14 protein-coding genes are annotated in these 22,481 nt (G+C 36.3%); 1 reads left to right on the forward strand and 13 read right to left on the reverse strand.

What is annotated here, in order from left to right; translation table 11 throughout:
• Window positions 1-16: 16 nt before the first annotated feature.
• From Q9Q97_RS09820 to Q9Q97_RS09835, 4 genes are all read right to left on the reverse strand, one after another.
• The gene (locus tag Q9Q97_RS09820) at window positions 17-6,280 is read right to left on the reverse strand and encodes an MBG domain-containing protein (RefSeq protein ID WP_306156468.1); all 6,264 of its coding nucleotides are present in this window, start codon (window positions 6,278-6,280) and stop codon (window positions 17-19) included.
• Between the two features lie 14 nt (window positions 6,281-6,294).
• Window positions 6,295-7,425 (reverse strand): ABC transporter substrate-binding protein, encoded by a 1,131-nt coding sequence (locus tag Q9Q97_RS09825; protein ID WP_306156470.1) that lies wholly within the window; start codon window positions 7,423-7,425, stop codon window positions 6,295-6,297.
• Window positions 7,426-7,475: 50 nt separating this feature from the next.
• A complete protein-coding gene (locus Q9Q97_RS09830) occupies window positions 7,476-8,078 on the reverse strand; it encodes a phage tail protein (protein WP_306156472.1) in 603 nt (200 codons plus the stop codon).
• A gap of 209 nt (window positions 8,079-8,287) precedes the next feature.
• Window positions 8,288-10,642: a mechanosensitive ion channel family protein gene (locus Q9Q97_RS09835; protein ID WP_306156474.1), complete on the reverse strand. Its 2,355-nt coding sequence runs from the start codon at window positions 10,640-10,642 to the stop codon at window positions 8,288-8,290.
• A gap of 398 nt (window positions 10,643-11,040) precedes the next feature.
• Between Q9Q97_RS09835 and Q9Q97_RS09840 the strand changes: the two genes are divergently transcribed.
• A complete protein-coding gene (locus tag Q9Q97_RS09840) occupies window positions 11,041-11,334 on the forward strand; it encodes a helix-turn-helix domain-containing protein (RefSeq protein WP_306156475.1) in 294 nt (97 codons plus the stop codon).
• A 209-nt stretch (window positions 11,335-11,543) separates the two neighbouring features.
• Here Q9Q97_RS09840 and Q9Q97_RS09845 read toward each other — a convergent pair whose 3' ends face one another.
• From Q9Q97_RS09845 to Q9Q97_RS09885, 9 genes are all read right to left on the reverse strand, one after another.
• Entirely contained in the window at window positions 11,544-13,163 is a 1,620-nt protein-coding gene (locus Q9Q97_RS09845; protein WP_306156478.1) for an ATP-binding protein, read from the reverse strand.
• Window positions 13,164-13,168: 5 nt separating this feature from the next.
• On the reverse strand, window positions 13,169-14,182 hold the full coding sequence (locus Q9Q97_RS09850) for a SpoIIE family protein phosphatase (protein WP_306156480.1): 1,014 nt from the start codon (window positions 14,180-14,182) through the stop codon (window positions 13,169-13,171).
• On the reverse strand, window positions 14,175-14,591 hold the full coding sequence (locus Q9Q97_RS09855; protein WP_306156482.1) for an anti-sigma regulatory factor: 417 nt from the start codon (window positions 14,589-14,591) through the stop codon (window positions 14,175-14,177). The genes Q9Q97_RS09850 and Q9Q97_RS09855 overlap by 8 nt, the downstream gene beginning before the upstream one ends.
• Window positions 14,572-14,970, reverse strand: coding sequence for an STAS domain-containing protein (locus Q9Q97_RS09860; protein ID WP_125723478.1), 399 nt, complete (start codon window positions 14,968-14,970; stop codon window positions 14,572-14,574). Before Q9Q97_RS09860 ends, Q9Q97_RS09855 begins: the two co-directional genes overlap by 20 nt.
• Before the next feature lie 16 nt (window positions 14,971-14,986).
• Entirely contained in the window at window positions 14,987-15,826 is an 840-nt protein-coding gene (locus Q9Q97_RS09865; RefSeq protein WP_306156484.1) for an STAS domain-containing protein, read from the reverse strand.
• Window positions 15,827-16,023: 197 nt separating this feature from the next.
• The gene (gene pdeM / locus Q9Q97_RS09870; protein WP_306156485.1) at window positions 16,024-16,665 is read right to left on the reverse strand and encodes a ligase-associated DNA damage response endonuclease PdeM; all 642 of its coding nucleotides are present in this window, start codon (window positions 16,663-16,665) and stop codon (window positions 16,024-16,026) included.
• 6 nt (window positions 16,666-16,671) lie between these two features.
• Window positions 16,672-19,131, reverse strand: coding sequence for a ligase-associated DNA damage response DEXH box helicase (locus Q9Q97_RS09875; RefSeq protein WP_306156487.1), 2,460 nt, complete (start codon window positions 19,129-19,131; stop codon window positions 16,672-16,674).
• A gap of 624 nt (window positions 19,132-19,755) precedes the next feature.
• Window positions 19,756-21,357: an ATP-dependent DNA ligase gene (locus tag Q9Q97_RS09880; RefSeq protein WP_306156489.1), complete on the reverse strand. Its 1,602-nt coding sequence runs from the start codon at window positions 21,355-21,357 to the stop codon at window positions 19,756-19,758.
• Window positions 21,358-21,453: 96 nt separating this feature from the next.
• Window positions 21,454-22,458 carry a ligase-associated DNA damage response exonuclease gene (locus Q9Q97_RS09885; RefSeq protein ID WP_306156490.1) on the reverse strand — a complete coding sequence of 335 codons (1,005 nt, stop codon included), beginning with the start codon at window positions 22,456-22,458 and terminating at the stop codon, window positions 21,454-21,456.
• Between the last annotated feature and the right edge of the window lie 23 nt (window positions 22,459-22,481).

Below are 22,481 nucleotides of genomic sequence, written 5' to 3' on the forward strand. Positions count from 1 at the left end.
AAATTGAATCTCATTTTTATTTAACCAATAAGTTGATTGTTTTTAGCTGACCATCGGCCAGTTTAAGAACGACAACATATAAGGCAACCTGCGATGGAGCGATAATCTTATTTTGATTTTTTACATTAGAAATAGTCTGAACTAATTTTCCAGTAATATCATAAATTACCACTTCAGATCCGTTTAGTTGAGATTCGCTAAAATCACATTCTAAAGTAAATTCAGCTCCAGGTTTAACTGGGTTTGGATAGATTTTGATTTTTTTAGTGAAAATCGTTCCGCTAGTCTCAATTGGACAAGATTTGATTGAGTTTCCATTTTTATCTTTTGCAACTACATAATAAGTTCCATTTAAAGGTAGGATTTCGCTATAATATTGGCGAGTTGCACCAGAAACAGCCACTCCATTTTTGTACCATTGCCAAGCCACATAATTATTCGATTTATTATCAAAGAATAAAACATTTGCCCATTGCTGAATTACAAGTCCTGATTGGCTCACTTCAATTGGTTTTACAACAGCTGTTGCAGCATTATGATTTTGATCACCATTTTGCACGGCAGTAATTGTTGAGCTTCCTGATCCAGAAATGTTTAAAGTAGATCCTGAAATTGTCCCCAATGAAGCATTTGCAATAGTATATGAAATTGGTAAACCGCTGTCTGCTGTTGCCGTTAGAGTTACCGTATTAGAATCGGAACAACCAAATTCTAAAGTCTGGTTCCAAGTAATTATTTGGTTAGCTTTAGTAATTTCAAACTCTGCGCCAGTAAAGACAATGGTATAATCTGCACCAGCATTGATTGTTCCTAGTTTAATATTGTATTTTCCAACATTTTCGCCAGCATCTCTAGAAAGCAGACCTGTAATGATAGCACTTGTGTCTCCGTTAGCAAAACCTAGGGGTGTATAGTTGAAAACAGGATCGGCTGTACCATATACTTTAGTATGTCCTGCAGCTGCAGTTATAGTAAGCGTATATTTTTGTGTGGTAAAACTAACTTCATTTCCATAATTGATTACTCCATTGCTGTTTATTGCATAGGTTCTAACATAATACGTTCTATTTCCTCTAAGTCCAGATAATGTATTTGTAAATGTTCCTAAAGAAGCAGTAACATTTATTTTAGTATCTGCTGTTGTAGGGTTTGCATGCAATGCGTATACAAAACCAACTTCTGTTAAACATTCTCCTTTATCCGTATTTATTCCGTTTGAAGACGCTGTACCAGATAAAGAAACACTAGTAACTCCGACTTCAGATACTGCTAAAGTATTTAATGTTACAGGATTAGCTGGCTGAACGATTTCGACAGTTGCAGAAGCTGAACAGGAGTTACCATCTGTAACAGTTACGGTATAACTTCCAGCAATTAGACCAGTTGCGGTTGCTGCATTTCCTCCAGATGGTGACCAAGAGTAAGAATAAGGAGCTGTACCACCAGTTACACTAACAGTAGCTGATCCGTTATTTCCATTATAGCATGAAACTTCTGTAGGAGTTGCTGTTAAAGATAACACGTCTGGTTCCGTAATGGTAATAGTATTTACCACAGAACAAGAGTTTTCGTCTGTAACAGTTACGGTGTACGTTCCAGCAGAAAGACCAGTTGCCGTTGCAGCTGTACCTCCTGATGGTGCCCATAAATAGCTGTAATCGCCTGTTCCTCCAATAGCTACTACTGAAGCAGTACCATCATTGCCATCTTTACAAGATACATTAGTTTGCGAATCTGTTGCTGAAAGCTGAGTAGGCTCTGTAATTGAAACAGTTGCTGTTGTGAAGCATCCGTTTGAATCGGTAACTGTAACAGTGTAAGTGTTTGGACTTAATCCTGTTGCTGTTGCTGCAGTTCCTCCAGATGGTGACCAAGAATAGGTATACGTTCCAGTTCCTCCAGCAGGAGTTACTGTAGCTGTTCCGTTATTTGCTTGATTACATAAAACATCTGTTTTAGCTATTGTTGCAGTAAGTAAAGGTAGCTCTTCTATAACTACAGTCGCTGTTGTTTGGCATAAATTGGCATCTTTTACAGTAACAGTGTAAGTTCCTGCAGAAAGTCCGGTTGCAGTTGCAGAAGTTCCTCCAAAAGGTGCCCAAGAATAGGTATAAGCGCCTGTTCCTCCAGTGACATTTACTGTTGCAGATCCGTTAGTGCCTCCGTTGCAAGAAACATCAGTTTTAGATGTTGTTGTGTTAAGTGCATCAGGTTCTGTGATCGTAAAAGTTTGTGATTGAATACATGAATTAGCATCTGTAACAGTTAAAGTATAAGTTCCAGCTTGGAGTCCATTTGCAGTTGCAGCTGTTCCTCCAGAAGGTGCCCAAGAATACGTATAAGCTCCAGTTCCTCCAGCGACAGTAACGCCTATAGAGCCGTTAGAACCTCCATTACAACTAACCTCTGTTTGTGAATTTTTGGTGATTACAATTGCAGGTGGAGCGTTGATTGTAAAGTTTTTTACAATAGAACATCCATTTCCTGAAGTAATCGTTACAGAGTAATTTCCAGCAGCTAGATTAGTAGCTGTATCTGAATTTCCTCCAGAAGGAGACCATGCATAAGTAAAAGGTCCAGTTGCTCCTGATGGAACTACTGAAGCAGATCCTGTATTTACACCATTACAATCTAAATCAGTTTGTGAAGTAGTTGCGACTAAAGTATTGGTTGTACCTATTGTAAAGTTTTTAGTAATAGTACATCCATTAGCATCTGTAATAAGACAGCTATAATTTCCTGCAGCCAAATTGCTAATAGTTTGGGTTGTTTCATTTCCTGGAGTCCATAAATAAGTATAACCTCCAGCTCCTCCAGCTGGTGTAACTCCTGCTTCCCCTCCAGTAGTACAGGTAGCATCTATTTTAGAAGGAGTAGCTGTCAATGCAGGAGGCTGATTAATGGTAAAAGATTCAGTGAGAAAACATCCTTTTCCATCGGTAATTCTACAGGTGTAAATACCCTGTGTAAGTCCTGTAGCTGTAGCAGCTGTTCCTCCAGATGGAGCCCAAGAATAGGTATATGAGCCATTTCCTCCTGATGCAGTAACTGTCGCTGTTCCTGTAGCGCCGCCATTACATAGTACATCTGTATGTGATTTTGTAGCTGATAAAATTGACGGCTGTGAGATAGTAAAGCTCTGTGTAGTCATACATAAATTAGCATCAGTTACGGTTACAGTATAAGTCCCTGGGGCAAGACCAGAAGCTGTAGCAGCAGTTCCTCCAGATGGAGCCCATGAATACGTATAAGTTCCAGTTCCTCCTACGACATTTACTGTTGCATAGCCGTTTGTTCCGCCATTGCAAGAAGCATCAGATTGAGCACCTATACTTGCAACAAGGGCAGGTGGTTCTGTTATAGTAAAGTCTCGGGTTGTTTGACATCCATTAGCATCGGTTACGGTTACAGTATAAGTGCCTGCAGTAAGTCCAGTTGCCGTGGGAGTTGTTTGAACAGGAGTTGTATTCCAAGAATACGTATAATTTTTCGTTCCTCCACTTGCTATAACTTGCGCAACACCATTAGCACCTCTATTGCAACTTGTATTTTGTTTAGTTCCTTCAATTGTGCTTAAAGGCGCGGTCGGCTGCATGATGGTAAAGCTCCTAGTTGTTGTGCAGCTGTTAGCATCCATTACCGTTACAGTATAAGTTCCCGCAGCTAATCCCGTTGCAGTAGCCGTTGTCTGAACAGGAGTTGTATCCCATGAATACGTATAAGCTCCAGTTCCTCCAGTTGGAACTACTGTTGCAGTACCATTTGCGCCTCCGTAGCATGATACATCCGTTTTGCCCCCTCCAGTAGCTATGTTTAAAGCTGTAGTTGGCTGGTTAATGGTAAAGCTTCTAGTTGCTTGGCATCCATTAGCGTCGGTTACTGTCGCAATATAATTGCCTGCGGCAAGTCCGGTTGCTGTAGCAGTTGTCTGAACAGGAGTTGTATTCCATGAATAGGTATAATTTTGAGTTCCTCCAGTTGCAAAAACCGTTGCAGTACCATTCATGCCTCCATAGCAGGATACATCTGTTTGGCCTCCTCCAGTGGCTGCGCTTAAAGGCGCAGTTGGCTGGTTAATGGTAAAGCTTCTAGTTGTTTGGCAGTTATTGGCATCGGTAACTGTTACGGTATAAGTACCTTGTGTAAGACCTACTGCAGTAGCGGTTGTCTGAACAGGATTTGTATTCCACGTATATGTATAGCCTGGAGTTCCTCCAGTAGGCGCAACGGTTGCAGTACCATTAGCACCGCCATTGCAAGACACATCTGTTTTGCCACCTCCTGTCAATGCGCTTAAAGGTGCGCTAGGTTGAGTAATTGTATAACTAAATTCTTTTGTACATAATCTATTGTCGGTTATTGTTACAGTATAGGTACCTGCAATAAGCCCCATTCTATCTTCTGTAGTTACTCCGTCATTCCATAGAAAAGTATAAGGGCTTGTTCCTCCACTCGGAACAAGGTTTATAGCACCTGTATTTCCGCCATTACACGCAACACTAGTTATAGCTGCTGTCCCTTCAATTAGAGAAGGCTGAGTTATAGTTAGGTCAGTAATGGTTTTTGTGCAAGTTTTTGAATCCGTAATAGTTACAGAATATGTACCTACTGGAAGTCCTGTTCTATTTTGAGTTGTAGTTATATTGTCATTCCACAGATAAGTATAGGGGCCTGTTCCTCCAGTTGGAGTAAGATTAATTGCTCCTGTACTTTCGCCATTACAAAGTACATTTGTAATTAGTGCTATTCCGTTAAGTGCTGCTGCAGGTTGACCAACGACAATATTGTTTATAGTGGAATTACAAGAGTTAGTGTCGGTAATGGTAACAGAATAAGTTCCTGCAGTAAGATTTGCTCTATCTTGTGTTGTTATTCCGCCTCCCCAGTTATAGGTGTAAGATCCGCTACCGCCTGATGGTGATATATCTATAGCTCCATTATTTCCGCTGTTGCAACTTACATCAGTAATTTGAACCAATGTTATTATAGCGGGGTTTTGACTTATTACAAAGTTTCTTTGTATTGAAGTTCCTTCATTATCTGTTATTGTAACAGAATAATTAGTTGGGGATAAGTTAGTTGCAGTTGCTCCAGTTCCTCCTGATGGAGACCATGAATAGAAATATGGTGATTTTCCTCCTGAAGGTACAACAGTAGCGGTACCATTATTAATACCATTACAAGCAATTGTTTGCGACTGCGTTGCAGATAGGGCAGCATTGGTTGTAAATGATTGGTTACTTCCGTAAGATGTCCCTGCAGAATTTTCGGCATAAGCTCTATAATATATAAGTGTTCCCTCAGGCAATGAAGTTGCATTTACAGTAAAAGCACCAGTCCCATTACTTGTCGTAACATTTGTAACACCCCCGCCAGCTAATACTGGATTTGGTGTTGTTGACCATACAATTCCTCTATTAAGTATTGTTGCACCACCATTGTCGTTTGAACCTCCTAATGTGGCTGTTTTTGCTCCAAAATTTGTTACTGGGGTAGTGGTGGTTACGGCTGGGGCTTGGATAAGCGTCACGCTTGGTGTAGGATAATTAGTATTTGTTATTGGGTAATTGGTGTTATTAGTTGTGTCTTTAAGCCAGTTTGCAGGATTATTAATTGCAAGTAATAAGTCAGTAACTGTACCTGTTAAAGTGCCATTATATTTTGCATTAGCATATTCTTGACCAGGTGGGTTAGGAAATAGAGAGATACAGGTTTCACCATTTTTTAAACCTGATGGTTTAGCACTTGAGTTTCCTCCGCTTGTATCATTACTGTTCCATGTGGTATCAATATTGTAGTCACCAGAATTATAATCTGCGTTAACACCGGCAATAAATATTGGAGATGATGGTTGAGCGGTTCCAGTTGTTGATTGATATGCCAATACTTGATCGCCACCTGAGGATAGATTGAAGTTAGTGAAGCCAGGCGCAAGACCAATACCAGATGTACCAGTAACCGTAAATGTATCACCAGCAGCGGTTTCCATTACCGAAATAATTGTACCGACAGGTGTTAAGTTAGGAACTGTCCATTTAAGATGAGATTCTGTACTTCCTGATACCCAAGTTGAAGCTGTGGCATTCCATCCTCTTTCTGTAAAATAAATTTCGGTTCCCGCTGGTATCTCTTTTAGTACGATAAAAGAAAAACCATCCAGCAGGTTGCTATTATAGCCGATGAAGGCAATATCACCAGGCGCTAAATTCTGTCCTTTTATATTTTGATGTAAACCAAAGAGGCAAAAGAACGTAAAAAATAAGAGTAATTTTTTTTTCATAACATACAATTTAGTTAATGACATAAGTAAGCATTGTCCCAACCTCCTATATTGTCAGGTTTTGGCAATGAGGCAAAAGCTTTAACAAAATCTCCATTGTTTATCAATGTTTCAATTTTTTTAAAGCTCGTATTATTAGATGAATCCAAATTCAATTGGTATATATAATGATTGAATATTGTTCTGTTGGTATCTTTATCAAATTTGATATTGCCTCTAGGGCCTTCAATATCTAATTTGTGCATTTCTTCAATTAAAGAACTGGTTTTTAAATTAGCAGTATTTAAAAGTATGTTCTTTAATGTCAGACCATTTTCATAACCTAAAATGGAAAAAATAGATGGATTCTCATCGTATGTATCATTATATCTAGAAGTAAAATCCGTAGTATCCGTATCGTTTTGCATCCAGCTACTAACTACATAAAGTTCGTGAGGATTATTTTTATATTCGTCCAAAATTTTATCATTGATAAAAAAAGGTGTCACATAAAAAGGATATTTTTGAGTCAATTTATTTTCTTTTAGAAAATCAGCATTTTCTTCTGCATATAAACCACTATAAAAAGCAAAAACAGCATTTGGTTGTTGCACATTTATAATCTGATCCATATATGAAGCTTCGTTTTCTCTAGGCATAAAAGGAGTGATGTAATGTCCTGTAAAATGGATTTTTTCCTTAAATGCATATTCTAACGCATGCAGCAAGCCATATCCTGAATCATAAAATGAAGTAGATGTGGCTATTTGATATTGCTTATTTGTAAAATATTGGCCTAAATGGTAACAAGATTCATTTAGTCCCAATGAGTTAATATATATGCCCTTCAGTGCAGATGTTTGGTAAGGAGTTGTTGCTCCCAAATCTGCTGCTATTAATAAAATGTCATTATTAGAGGCATATTTATAAACTTCAGACATATTATGATGTCCTAAAAAACCAATTATGATTGATACTTCTTCTTGGAAATTAAGCTTTTGTATTTTGTCAATTATAAGTTTTTCATCTGCACCAACACCAATATTTTCGATAAAAAAATTCACTTTCAGATTATTAAGTTTTAACCCCCTTATAAAATCTTTATCTAATGAAGGATACTGTTTTGACTTTGGTATTAAAACTCCTATTTTAATGTCGTTATCCATAAAATGAGATTAAAAAAATAGAGGCAAAAGTTGCCTCTATTTAAATTTATTTAGTTTCTAGAAGGAAAAAGTCCATTTAGTGCAATACACATATTTACACCAAGATATGGGTTACGAGAGGGAAAAGGCAGACCACTTCCGGTTATTCCAGTGTTGCCGCCTAATGTTGCGCCTGCAACAGCAGTTATGCCTTTAATAGTTGCAGTTCCAGTTCCGCCTGGTTCACTATAGATATTTGCGGTAGCTGTACCTGATGCAAAAGAGTTATTTCCATTATCAGTTTCATTTGTTATTGTTCCTCCTACAATAGAAGTGGCAGTTACATTTACATTTACTGATGCTGTACCACTTGCAAGGGTATGTACGTGAGCAGGAATATTTGTTGTGATTAGAGTAATATTTTCAGTTCCTGCAATTTGACCCATTTCTACTGGACTTAATCCAAGTCCTTGCCCAAAGTGGATCTGACTTCTTCCTCTTAAATCAGGAAGGGCAAATGTAGTAACACCATTACCGCCGAAAGTTGTTCCAAGTAATGAGAATAAAGCACTATTCGTAGAGATTGCTATGATTTGACCATTGCAATAAGCCCATCCTCTTGGGGGATAATTAAATGCGAAACTTAGAATTGTTCCCATGTAGACTTCCATCATAATTTTTAAGATTTAATAGTTAATGTTAGTTTTAGTAGTATTTTACTACATGGCTAAATTACTTTATAACTAAATTATGGGTACGGGGGTTTTTACCTGTTTTTACTAAAATGCTATTATTTAACACATTACTGCTAAAACATGATAAAAATAGAAATAGTATCATAAAAAAAAGACGATAATCAATTTACCGTCTTTCTTATTTTGCTCTAACTTGAGAATGTTAAACCTTTGTTTTTGAAACTGATATAGAGTTCTTGTCTGGCTGAACTTATCGTTTCTTCTGTCCTGTAAATACTGCACCAGAACTTGATTAAAAGTTTATATTTTCCATCAGAAATTGAGCTGTAGTATATTTGCGATGGTTTTGAATTGTTCACCAATGGAAGATTTGCAAGCGTTTCGTTAACGATTGTATTAATTTCTTCTGGAATAGTTTCTCCAGTAATTTCAAAAGTAACTTCTACTAATTTGAAGTTGTCGGTATACGTCCAGTTAGTAATGTTTTGAGATAATAAATTACCGTTCGGAATAATAATCTCGGCACCGTTTGGAGCATTAATTTTGGTTGTACGGAGTCCCATCGACTTGATTCGTCCAGATTCTGAACTAATTTCTACAACATCACCAACCTGAATTGGTTTATCAAAAATCAAGATAATTCCCGATACAAAATTGTTTACCACATTCTGAAGTCCAAGTCCGACACCGACACCTAAAGCCCCTAAAAGAATACTCAGTTTATCTAAAGGCATTCCAGACGCAGCAACTGCAAGGAGGTAGCCGCTTATTAAAACCACCAATCGGGTAATAAGCAATTTCGAATGCTGTCTTTTGTTGATGTTTTCTTCGTTTTCATCGTCGATTTCGCCAAAGAAATAGGCCACATATTTTTGCAGTAAATGCGCAGCCCAAATAATAATAAAGAATAAAACAACATTACCCAAAGTAAACGTAATACTTCCAATCGTATTTGGATGGCTTAGTAATTTTGTTAAAGAGCCACGAAGCGATTCCCAAATATTCAAATTTGAAGCAATCACAATTACCCACATATAACTGATTGCAATGATGAAAGGCTTCTTTAAGGTGTCTGATAAACTTTCGTAATCAAACATTTTTTCAATTCCTCTTTTTACTCTAGTGGTGTAGATTTGAAGTAATATAATCTCTAAAATAATTTTCAAAAGAACACTTAAAGCAACAATTTGAGTAAGCGATATAAAAGCTGTAAGACTTAACATATTAGAAAGAGAAACTCTTCCGAATAAATTATAAAGAATAGACAAAACATTTAAGCCAATAAATAGGATACTTGCCCATTTAAAAAAGCCTTTTATATAAAGCTCTTCTTTAAGTGTTTTAATCTGCACTAATCCGTAGCGAATACCAAAAAGATTGATAGCTACAAAAGCCAAACGCTGCAATAATCCGATTGTGATAAATAAATCTAGAAAGCAAAGTGCAAAGAATAATCCTAAAAGGAAAAGCCAGTTTCTCATAGCAACGCCAGACCACTGATTTTTGAAAAGTACAATTAAAACGCCAAGCAGGAAAAGCTGAATTAACTCTAAAAATAGGGCAGGAGCGTACAGATTGGTAACGACAGCAATGTTTAATGCAATAACCAAAACAGGCATTAAAACCCCTCGATTTAGATATTTAAAGTTTAAAAGTTGCAGGTTTTCGGCATAACCGTTTGTTTTTAGGTATTTGATATTTCGAGAAATATACCAAAACAAAAGTCCCATAAAGAAACAAAGCGTAATAAGTCCGCCAGCTTTGTAACTCAGGTAATAAGCAGCAACATTTTCTTCAATTATGATTTTTGCCTTTATATTATGCGTCACTTTTTTCTTTGAGACAGAATCATTAATCTGCCATAAAGAAGGATATTCTTTGTTGAAAATACTAATTCCAGATTTTTCCAATTTACTTTCAACGGCAACCAAAGCATTAGAAACCGAAATTTTTCGCTGTACAGTAAGTCTTTTTTTGTTGTTTAAAATCGTTTGGTTTTTAGTCATCAGACTATCAGTAGCCACGTATCTTTTTCTAAGATCTCCAAATTCTTTCTTAAACTGTTTGCGACGAATCGTATCTTTTAATAGCGTAATTAACGTTTTGTCTTTACGAAGATCGATTACGCGTTTTTTTATGCTTTCAAGATTCAGATTTCGCGCATCAATTGATTTGTTCTGTTCTTCCAGTTCTTGCTCGATTTCTTGTAGCACGATACGATACATCTGCTGGTTTCGCACATTCGGATTTGCACCTTTTAAACTGGCTAAAATCAAGTCTAGTTTGCTTTCCGTTCGTTTCATATCACCAAAAAGATGACGAGTGTCGCCGGCAAAATCAATATCGTTATAAGCAGATTCTAATACTTCTCCAGCTTTTTCAATAGCCATTAAGTAGTCACTGTCTGTGGCTGTAGTATCATTAAATAGTTTTCCTCGGCTTTCTTTTTTGACCGTTTTTTGCTGTTGGGAGTAGTTAAACTGCGAGAAAAAAAGAAATACAAATAGAGGGAATAGATAAAAAGTCTTTTTTTGAATAATCATAATTAAGGGCTATTTAGGGAAGCCAAATTTAATTTTTTTTGAAAGACTTTCAGTTAAGAAAAATTAAATTTAAAAGAAATTATGCCTATTCTATTTCTGAGTTTTTACTTCAAATATTTTGCAGAATTTTCCTTTTTTTAAAAGAAAAACAATTAAACTTAAAAATCTATTTTCTAAAGAATTGCAAATACAATGATGATAAATAAGAAGATAGCGATTAGAATTAAGATCTTAATGGCAGATTGAATTGTTTTCTGAGTTTTTAAGAGGTCTTCAGTACTTATTTCGCTTGGTTTCTTTCCTTTCATTTTATATTTTTACTTTAGAATTAGAACAAATTTTAATCAAAAAACTTTCCAAAACAATAGGTCAATTTTTTTTGACTACCCGCAATAATTATGGAAGAAAAAGAAACTTGCCCAGCACAAAGATTATTAAAGATTTTATCTGGTAAATGGAAGGCTGAGATTTTTCGTCTCGCTGTAGAATCTCCTTTAAGATTTAATGGTTTACTGAGGCAAATTCAGGGTTCAAACAAACAATCCTTGTCTACGGCTTTAAAAGAGTTAGAAGAGGAAGGGCTTTTAGAAAAAACAACAATTAATCTTAAACCTTTGCATATCGAATACAATTTGACAGAAAAAGGAAAAGCGCTAATACCTGTTTTTCAGCAATTAGAGGGACTTTCTTAATCTTCAAAAAGTAAGAAATAATCCGTTTGGTTTATTCAAAAGGTATAAATTTATACGCATATTTTTTGCATTTCGCTCATAAGAATCCGAAGGATTCAAATGTTTATAGCGCTTAATTCCTCGCCACGGTTATGTGACTCCGAAGGAGTCATACTCACCATACAGCATATAATTCTATAAATATTTGAATCCTTCGAATTCTTTGGTAATTATTTTTTCGGAAAATAAATCCAAAAAGTAGTGCCTTCTCCAGGTTTACTGCTGAAATTGATTATTCCGTTATGGTTTTCAATAATTCTTCGGCATAGCGCCAATCCAATACCATTTCCGCCATACTGATCGCGTTCGTGAAGACGCTGGAACATATCGAAAATTCTATTCGAATATTTACTATCCATACCAATTCCGTTATCAGAAATGGCGATTATATCATAATTTTCAGTCCCTATTGGTTTGTTTTCATCTTTAGGAAGATCTTCAAAAGAAACTGTTACAGAAGGTTGGGTTGCATTAAATTTTAAGGCGTTATTAATTAAATTATAAAATAATTGACGAAGCTGAGTGCCAAGACCCGAAACTTTAGGAAGCGGATTTACATTAATTACAGCGTCTTTTTCTTCGATCACCAGACTTAAATCCCCTAAAACTTCAATCAGAATCTGGTTAAGATCGACTTCTTCAAAGTATTGTTCATGATTATCGATTCTCGAATAATTTAAAACGTCGGCAATTAAGTTTGAAAGCCTTCCAGCCGCCAGTGTAATTCGGTCAAAATAATATTTTTTCTTCTGGTCTTCGCTTAAATGCTCTCCGGCACGAGAAAGCATAATCATGATTTTTCTAAGAGGCTCTTGTAAATCATGACTGGCAATATAGGCAAACTGTTCCAGTTCTTTGTTTTTGAAGCGAAGTTTGGAGTTAGCACTTTCCAATTCGCGCTGAATAAGTTTTAATTCGGTATTGTCTTTTAATGTCTCAACCATCATTTTCTGAGCGTTGATATCTACAAAATAAACCAGCCAGCTATTAAAACTGCCATCTTCGGCATTGTTTGGTATAATCGAAACCAAATGCCAAATATAGCTTTCTCCATTTTTTATTCGGGTTTCACCCAAAAAATTAGATCTGTTTTGTTTAGCTCGATTCCAGCCTTCTAAAATGGCGTCAATATCTTCTGGGTGAATAAAACTGATTAGAGTTTTGCGGTCAAAAACTAATAATGGTCTTTCTAAATAATTTTCTAGAGATTCGTTTACCAATAAAACATTATTTCGATCATTAATAACACAGATTAAAATCGGAATAGTATTGGCTAACTGTTTGTATTTGTTTTCACTTTCGGCCAATTTTTCTGAAAGTGCAATAAGCTCAATGTTTTTCTTTCTTATTTCGTCATAAGGAGACAAAGGCGGCTCAAATTTGAAATAGTCAATCAGCGTTTTTATCTTAGTTTCTGATAACAGGCCTGGCGATGAAATGGGTTGGCTGATTGTTGTAGTAGATTGATTATTACAATAATTATAATCAATGTTACCTGAGATTTTTGAGGCGTAAATGAATGCTTCTGGGCTGGAGCTTTTTAAATCTTCTGTATCTGTAATTATCGCAATAATTTCTTTCTGGGTAGCTTTTATAATATTAACTCCCAAAACAAGCAGCGAATTTTTGCCTTTTGCAATAGCGCATCTTGCCACTTCAGATACAGCAGTAGAAAATCTTGTCTGAAATGAAGATGGCATACCACACATTTCCGCAATTTTCATGCATCGTTTATGAGCCAGTATCAAGTCCATTTCGTTATCAAGATTTATTTGAATAATCTCCTTCATACGCCTTAATTTATTTTGCCTACAAGAATTGTTGCATCATCTGTACCTCTAATATTTTCTTTATAAATAGCCGATGCAATAATGCCGGGACTTTGTTTAAAAACGCCATTTAAATCATTTAAATTCCATCTCGTGCGTAGTCCGTCACTGTGCATTATTATAATCTGATGCTTTTTATAAGGCACAATAGTATTGTTCAAAGTTCGCGGAATATTGTGACCGATAATTCCATTATACGGAGTATAAGTTTTATTCTCCAGTCCGTTATAAATTCGGGTATTGATATTGCCAATACCACAAATATTCCAAAGCTCTGATTTGTAATCTACTGTTGCAATTGTGGCAACTAATCCTCGTGTTTTTTTTACTTTTGAATGAATATCTTTAAGAATTTCTATAGGATTAGTTTCGAGTGATTGCCTGAAAACTTTTATTGCAGATTCAACCGCTTCGTTGGCACTTTCTCCATGACCTAATCCATCGCCTACAAATATCTGAAAACCTTTACTGTTTTGTTTTATATAATACCCATCTCCGCAAAGTTTTTCACCTGGATAATTGACAGCAATTGTAGTGAAATTAAGACTGCTTTTTAAAGGAGGCAATTGAATTTCTGGTTTTTCGCAAATTCGTACATATTGAACACATCCCCAATTTTTGATGGAATAGATTTGAAATTCATTGCTCAGCCTTTTAATAGAACCCAAGCCATGACCAAGTGTGTTAGTAGAGGAGTAGCCATCATTCATAATTTTGGCCACATTATCAAAACCTACGCCTTTGTCAAGGCAGTAGATTTCGATTTCATTATATTCTCTATTTAAATGTGCGCGATAAAGCAGTTCACCGCCATTCGCAAATTTCATTAGATTTGATGTAAGTTCTGCAACAATAATATCTGTTTCTGCAGCTCTATGTGGAGTAAAGCCCAACTGAAGGGCTAGATTGTGTATTTCTCTTTTTATAAAAGCAATGAGACTTCTGTCATCTATTTTATAAGTGGAAAACGTATTATCCATTTTTCCATTTTGTTATAGTAACGGTTGTTCCGTTTCCTAGTTCTGATTTTATGTCAAATTCATTGACAAGTCTTTTTGTTCCGGGCAGGCCAAGTCCTAAGCTCTTACCTGTGCTGTAGCCATCTTTCATTGCCAGTTCTATATCTGCTATTCCAGGACCATTATCAATAAAAGTAACTCGTACGCCATTTTCTTTTCCTTTGCTTACAGATTCGATAATGACTTTTCCGCCTCCGCCATATTTGAGCAAATTACGCACAAGTTCGCTAGTGGCCGTAATGAGTTTGGTCTGATTTAAAATACTCATTCCAATCTTTACGCCATATTCCTTGACACGATTGCGCAATGGCACAACGTCCTGTTCTCTTACGATAAGGGATTCTTCTTTGTTATTCGTTATCGTCGTCATACTCCAGCTCTTCGTTATCGCTTGTGTGCATTCTTGAGCGAAGTAAATCCATTCCTCTTTCAACATTTAGGGCGCTTAAGACCCCGTTTAAAGAAAGTCCTAGTTCAACCAATGTAATAGCAACAGCAGGCTGCATTCCAACTACAACAGTTTGAGCATCTAGTATTTTTGACATAACGGCAATGTTTCCTAATATACGCCCCATAAAAGAGTCTATAATAGAAACGGCTGAGATGTCAATTAAGACACCTTTTGAACTATGTTTACTGATGGTATTTATTAAGTCTGATTCAAGATTTTCTGCCAATTGATCATATAAATCTACCTGTATCGTAACAAGCAGAAAATCTCCCATTTTTAATATTGGAATTCTTTCCATAAAAAACCTTTAATCTTTATTCTACAATTTTCTTTCTTTTTACAACAGCTAGCTGAAGCATGTCGAAAGCTGTCTGCAATGCACTTGCAAGTGATGCTTTAGTTGTAATTCCGCTTAAGTCAATTCCTAAATGGACAACTGTTTGTGCAATTTCTGGACGAATACCGCTAATGATGCATTCTGCTCCCATTAAACGTGTTGCGCTTACTGTTTTGATAAGGTGTTGCGCTACCAACGAATCTACGGCAGGAACACCAGAAATATCTAAAATCGCAATAGAACTTCCTGTGTCTACAATTTGCTGTAAAAGACTTTCCATTACCACTTGGGTACGCGAGCTATCTAGCGTTCCGATAATTGGCAGAGCTACAATACCGTCCCAAACTGTGATTACAGGAGTAGAGATTTCGCTGATTTCATCTACTTGTCTTGAGATAATATCTTCTCTTCCTCTCATAAAAGCTTCGAAAGTCATAATCGTCATGTCGTCTATGATTGCATTTAATTTTAGATTGGCATCATACAATTTTGCGGAGTCGCTAATTAAATCAGATAATATTTGAGAGCAAGCTTCTTTAAACGAAATTAAGTACTGTGCATTTTCTCTTGGCGAAAATCCGCGTTTACCTCTAGAAGAAGAAATTCCAACAATTAAATCTTGAACTTTTTCAAATTCTTGAGAGTCGTATTTTTCGTCCGACTTAGCTAGTGCGTTTAAAAATAGCGAAGCAAATTCTTTTGACTCTTCTTCTTCCATTGCACCATCACCAGATCCGCTTTCTAAAAGAATTTGAGACCATATAGTTAATAATTTGTTTTCGTGCTCTTTTAGCACGCCTAGTAAGTTGTTTTGCATTTTGCTGTAATTTGGATTTTTCTCTATCAAATATAAAAATTATTTTTTAAGAGAAGAAAAGAATTACTAAAATGAATTAGCAATAAAGAAAAAAAAATCTGTTTTTAGAATGTGCTTATTATCTGTTGTTTACATAATTATATTTCTAATTTTAGTTTAAATGTTTTTTCGTTCTAGAAAAAAGTAACTTGATTACATCATGTTTGTTTCCTATTTATTAAAATAACTTCATTACCCGCGATAGCATAAATGATATGATCTGTTTCTGGCTTCAAGATAAATTTACCGGTAAATTCTCCAAACGCAGGCAAAATCATCTGGTTGGATTTATGAAAGAAACAACGCAGTTTTAAACTTTGCATTCCCAATCCGCGTAGAATGATTCCGGGATGAATATGTCCCGAAAAGTTGAATAAATTGTCTTTTTCTGTCGGATGATGTGTAAAGAAGAATTTGCCAATTTCTAGGATTTGTACAACAGAAATTCCAATTTGATGATAATGTTTTTCATCAATAATATCATGGTTTCCAGCAACAAGAATCAATTGGCTTTTGCACTTTGTAACCCAGTTCTCAAACAAATTCCATTCTTTGTTTTTGGCACTATGAAATAAATCTCCGAGAAAAATGACTTTTTCAGGACAAAAATTTTCAATCACATCAGTTAATCTTTTAAAATTTTCTGCAACAGCATTTTGTGGAATCGCGATTCCGTGTTTTCTAAAATGAGATACTTTGCCCAAATGAACATCAGAAATAATTAAGATATTTTGATCTTCCCAATAAACAGCTCCGCTTGCGTCAAGTATAAATATTTCGTCTTGTATTTGAATTTTCATAAGCTGTTATTTCATGTAGGATGCCGTCATTTTCTGGATTCTTTCCGCCAGAGTTTCGCTCGAAAGTTTTTCTCGTAATCGGTCTGTGATAATTGGGAAACTGAAAGGTGTTGGTTTTAAACATTGCTTCCAAATGATATTCTGATTGGCAATTCTTTCTAAAGCCAAAATTAATCGTCCTTCTTCCAACTGATGTTCAAATGTTTCGCGATAAGCTTGATGCAATAACAAATTATCAGGTTCAAAATCTCTAAAAACTTCAAACAACAATTGAGAACCGCTTTGCAGATGTTTTGTCTTCACCATTTTTCCTGGAAAACCAGTAAAGACCAATCCTGAAATTACCGCAATATCTCTAAACTTTCTTCGCGCCATTTCGGTCGAATTTAAGCTTTTCTGCAAATCATGATGTACATATTCGGTCGAGAATAAATTATTATCTAAAACCGCCTCGATATCAATTTCTTGATCCGAAAGCAATTCAAATCCGTAATCGTTATAAGCAAGAGAAAAAGTGATCGATTGCAATAAACTAATTCTGAAAGCCAGTAAACTTGCTAAGGCTTCATGTACAAAACGGCCTTCAAAAGGATAAAAAATGGCATGAAATCCTTCTCGGGTTTTGAAAGTTTCAATCAGAAATTCGTCTGAACTTGGCACAATAGATTCTTTTCGCTGTCTTTGAAATAAAGGTTGTAAAGCTTTTAATTCTGGTGAAAGATTATCAGTATTGGCGCGATATAATTCTTTTCGAAGCAATTCGCTCATTTGAGAAGAAAGTGCCAAACGGCCACCCATCCAGCTGGCGATTTTTGATTCTTTCTTCGGACTTGCCTTTTTTACCAAAACCTGCATATTTCTGATTTTGAACAATTCGAGTTTTTTTCCAGCGAAAATAAAAGTGTCGCCAGGTTTCAATTTCGAAATAAACCATTCTTCAATTGTTCCAATATAACCGCCACTCAGAAATTTAACATTCATAACAGCATCTCCGACAATAGTTCCGATCTGCATTCTGTGATGCATGGCAATCATTCGACTGTTGATTTTATAACAGCCATTTTCGTCGATTTCAACTTTTTTAAATTCGTCATAAGCATGAAGACTTTGGCTTCCTTGGGTAATAAAATTGAGAATCCAATTCCAGTTTTCTGATGTTATGGTCTGATAGCTGAAAGTGCCGCTGATTTCTTTGAAAATTTCGTTAGGATAAAATCCGTCAGAAACGGCTAAAGTATTGAGATATTGCACCAAAACATCCCAACTATTTAAATACGGAACACGATCTTCGATTACGCTGTTTTCTACCGCTTTTTTTAAAGCAGAAGCTTCTATAAGTTCGATAGCATGCGTTGCTAGAAAATAAATAACACTTTCTTTACCAGGCTGATGTCCGCTTCGTCCGGCACGCTGCATGAAACGCGCCACGCCTTTTGGTCCGCCAACTTGAATAATCGATTCGACAGGAGCAAAATCAACTCCCAAATCCAGACTTGAAGTGCAGACAACAACTTTTAATTCTTCATTTCGAATGGCATTTTCTACCCAAAGTCGGGTTTCTCTATCGATACTTCCGTGATGCATCGCCATTTCGCCAGCAAATTCAGGATATTTTTCTAATAAACGCTGATACCAGATTTCACAAGCCGAACGAACATTCGTAAAAATCAACGTGGTTTTACTGGCTTTGATAATTTTTGCCGCTTCATCAATCAAATGCAGTCCCATGTGCCCGCGCCACGGATACGTATCCATCTTTTCAGGAATAATAGAAACTACTTTTATTTTTTTATTAATCACTGCTTTGATCAAAACAGAGTTATTGAAAGCTTCAGAATCAACACCAAGCAAAACTTCTTGTGCTTGCTGTAAATTGCCAATTGTTGCCGAAATTCCCCAAATGCGTAAACCTTTTGCAATTGTTTTTAATCTGGATAACGCCAGTTCGATTTGTACCCCACGTTTTGTTCCAAGCAATTCATGCCATTCATCAATAACAATCGAAGTGCAATTTTTAAATGTATTAGCATACCCTTTGGAAGCCAAAAGCAATTGCAGACTTTCTGGAGTAGTAATAAGCAAATCTGGCATTTTTCCTTTTTGTTTGGCTCTTTCAGCTGTAGAAGTATCTCCTGTTCGTATTCCAACTGTCATTGGAATATCCAAATCATTAAGAACTCTTTCTGCAGCTTGTTTGATTTCAACCGATAAAGAGCGAAGCGGTGTAATCCAAATGGCTTTTAGGCCAGGATTATGTTTCGCTTTATAATTCGGATTTTCTTTGATATAATTTAAAATGATCGGAAGCCAAAGCGCATAGGTTTTTCCGCTTCCAGTCGGGGCATTTAATAAGCCATTTTTTCCTTGTAGAAAAGCAGTCCACGTTTGAGTCTGAAACGGAAAAGGTTTCCATCCCTGACTTTTAAACCAATTATTGGCGATCGTAAATAACTCTTCTCTATTCATTTTTATTTTTTTTGTTTTGCCACGAAGGCGCTAAGGCACGAAGTTTTATTAATCTCGCAAAGTCGCTGAGTCGCAAAGTTTTTTTGTTCATTTTTGTCATCCTGGGCGGAGTCGAAGGACACATAATTAGCTCTACAATCTAAGTCGACAATCTTTACAGAGTTTTATTTTTTGCCACAAAGTCGCTAAGGCACGATATTTTTTTAATCTCGCAAAGTCGCTGAGTCGCAAAGTTTTTGTTTTACACTGATTTATTCTCATTTTTTGTCATCCTGAGCGGAGTCGAAGGGCACATAATTAGCTCGACAATCTAAGTCGACAATCTTTACAGACTTTTATCTTTTGCCACAAAGTAGCTAAGGCACGGAGTTTTTTATTAATCTCGCAAAGTCGCTGAGTCGCAAAGTTTTTGTTTCAGACTGATTTATTCTCATTTTTTGTCATCCTGAGCGGAGTCGAAGGACACGCAAGTAGCTATACAAAGATTGGCGATTTTGATTGTGAGTTTCTAACGTGTCCTTCGACTTCGCTCAGGAGGACAAGCGTACTATGTGGATTAAAACAAAGTGAAACGCCTTTTAACCATCCTCTAAAACTATGTTTCTATGTGTTTAAAAAAAATCATCAAACAATCATACTTTTCAAATCTTCTATTGAATTAGCTTCCTCAATTTTTTTATCATGACGCCATCTTAAAATTCTAGGAAATCTCGTTGCAACACCGCTTTTGTGCCTTTTAGAAAGTGCAATGCCTTCAAAACCAATTTCAAAAACCAATTTTGGCGTAACACTTCTAACAGGTCCGAATCGCTCTAAAGTATTTTTTTTAATGAAATCATCTACCATTCTAAATTCGGCATCTGTTAAGCCAGAATACGCTTTCGCGAAAGTGACGAGTTCGCGTTCGTTGTTTTCGTTTTCCTGCCAAAGCGCAAAAGTATAATCTGTAAATAAGTTCGATCGTCGTCCGTGGCCGCGCATGGCGTAGGTGAGGACTGCATCGATTGTTAAGGGTTCGATTTTCCATTTCCACCAATCGCCTTTTTTTCTTCCAACCAAATACGGAGAATCTTTTCGTTTCAGCATCAAACCTTCGCTTTTCATTTCGCGAGATTTAAGTCTTTCATTTATAATGTCTTCCCAAGTAGAAAAAGTAACTCTTTCTGAAAGCTGTAACGGAATATCTTTTCCTAGTAAAGTCGTAAAAAGTTCTTCCAATAAATTTCGTCGTTCTTCATAAGGCAGATTTCGAATATCATTTCCTTGCCATTCCAATAAATCGTAAGCTTTAATAATTACGGGAGTTTTCTTTAAAACAGAAGCAGAAACATTTTTGCGTCCAATTCTAGTTTGCAAATCATTAAAAGTTCCGATTTCATTTTCTATGAATGGAAGAATTTCGCCGTCAATTACAGTTCCATTTGGAATTACTCCAATAAAAGAATTGAATTCTGGATATTTGTCGGTCACCAATTCTTCGCCACGGCTCCATACATAAATTTCATTATCGCGAATGATAGTTTGAGATCGTATTCCATCCCATTTATGCTCGGCACTCCAATCTTCAGGATTTCCAAGATTTTCTAGTTCGCCTTCAATAGGATAAGCCAAATAAAAAGGATAGGGTTTAGACAAATAATCACTGCTTTTTTCGTCTAAAATCAATTCTTGAAACGTAACTGTATTCGGATTCCAATCACCCATTAATTTGTAAGCCAGCGTATCTTCGTCAATATTTTCCGCTTTAGAAAGTGCTCTCGTCATCAACTTCTGACTTAAACCAATTCTGAAACTGCCTGTAATTAATTTAGTGAAAACGAAGCGTTCGTAATAATTTAAATTCAGCCAATTGGTCTGTAAATATTCCTTTTTCTCTAAATCTGTTTTCTTTTTTAAAGCAATTATTTCTTGTAAATATTCGGTAAGACTTTTATCGGAATGTTCCTTTGTAGTCGGAATAACAAGCGCAATAGTTTCGGCCAAATCACCTACGATATGATAACTTTCTTCAAACAGCCAAAGCGGAATGTTGGCAAGTTCGTTTGCCCATAAACGCAATAAAGTCGTATTAACTGGTCGGGGAGGACGGCGATGCGAAAGTATAGCAATCGTCCAAACTTTATCTTCATCGCTTGCTTTCAAGAAATAATGAGTCAGCGCATCAACTTTTACCGATGTTTTATTAGAACTATCTAAGGTTTTTATAAGCTCGGCAAAGTTTTTCATTTTGAATTATAAATTATGAGTTATGAGTTATGAGTTATTAGTTATGCGTTATGCGTTATGAGTTATGCGTTATGAGTTGAATTTATAATTCATAACTCATAATTCATCAGTGTCATTCGTTTCTCCATCATATTGTGTATGAGCTGTTCGCGCATCGTAACCAAGTTCTCTAAGGTATCTCGAAAATATATCTGAATAACCATGAGTGCAGATTACCTTTTCGGCGCCAGTTGCTTTAATGCTTTCTAGTAATCCTGTCCAATCGCAATGATCACTAAGTACAAAACCTCTGTCTACAGCTCGTCTGCGCCTTGCTCCGCGAAAAGCCATCCAGCCGCTTGCAGTTCCGGTTACAAAAGGAGTCATTCGTCTAATCCAAGAACTTCCATGCGCGCTTGGAGGCGCAATGACAATACTGCCCAACAAATCTTCTTTTTTAGTTTCTACGGTAACTCTGGTTGTTGGTGGCAAATCAATTTGCGGACGAACAATATTGGTCATATTTTCGATCGCACCATGCGTATAGATTTGTCCAATACTTGGATCAAGATATTTTAATAAGCGCTGTGCTTTTCCTAAAGAGTAACCAAATAGAACAGAAGTTTTTCCTTCTGCACGATTTTCTGCCCACCAATTATTAATATCAGTCATTACATCGGTTTGCGGTTCCCATTTAAAAGCGGGAAGTCCGAAAGTACATTCGGTTATAAAAGAATGGCATTTTACGACTTCGTATGGAACTGAAATTCCGTCATCTTCCGTTTTGTAATCGCCTGTAAATACCCAGATTTCACCTTTGTATTCAACTCTAATTTGAGCAGAGCCAATAATATGCCCAGCAGGATGAAAAGAGAATTTTACGCCATTTATCGTAAAAGTTTCGTTCCAGTTTTTGCCTGAGACATTTATTTCGCCCAAACGATATTTAATAATAGGAACATTTGAATAATGTGTAATATAATTTTCATGTCCCCAGCGCGCATGATCAGAATGTCCGTGCGTAATGATCGCATTTTTTACCGGACGCCACGGATCCAGATAAACATCTGCCTGCTGGCAATAAATTCCTTTATCGTTAAACTGTAATAGCGGCTGATTCATTTTTTAATTAGAGAATTAGAAAA

This window comes from Flavobacterium sp. DG2-3 (genome assembly GCF_030730925.1).
GTDB lineage: Bacteria > Bacteroidota > Bacteroidia > Flavobacteriales > Flavobacteriaceae > Flavobacterium.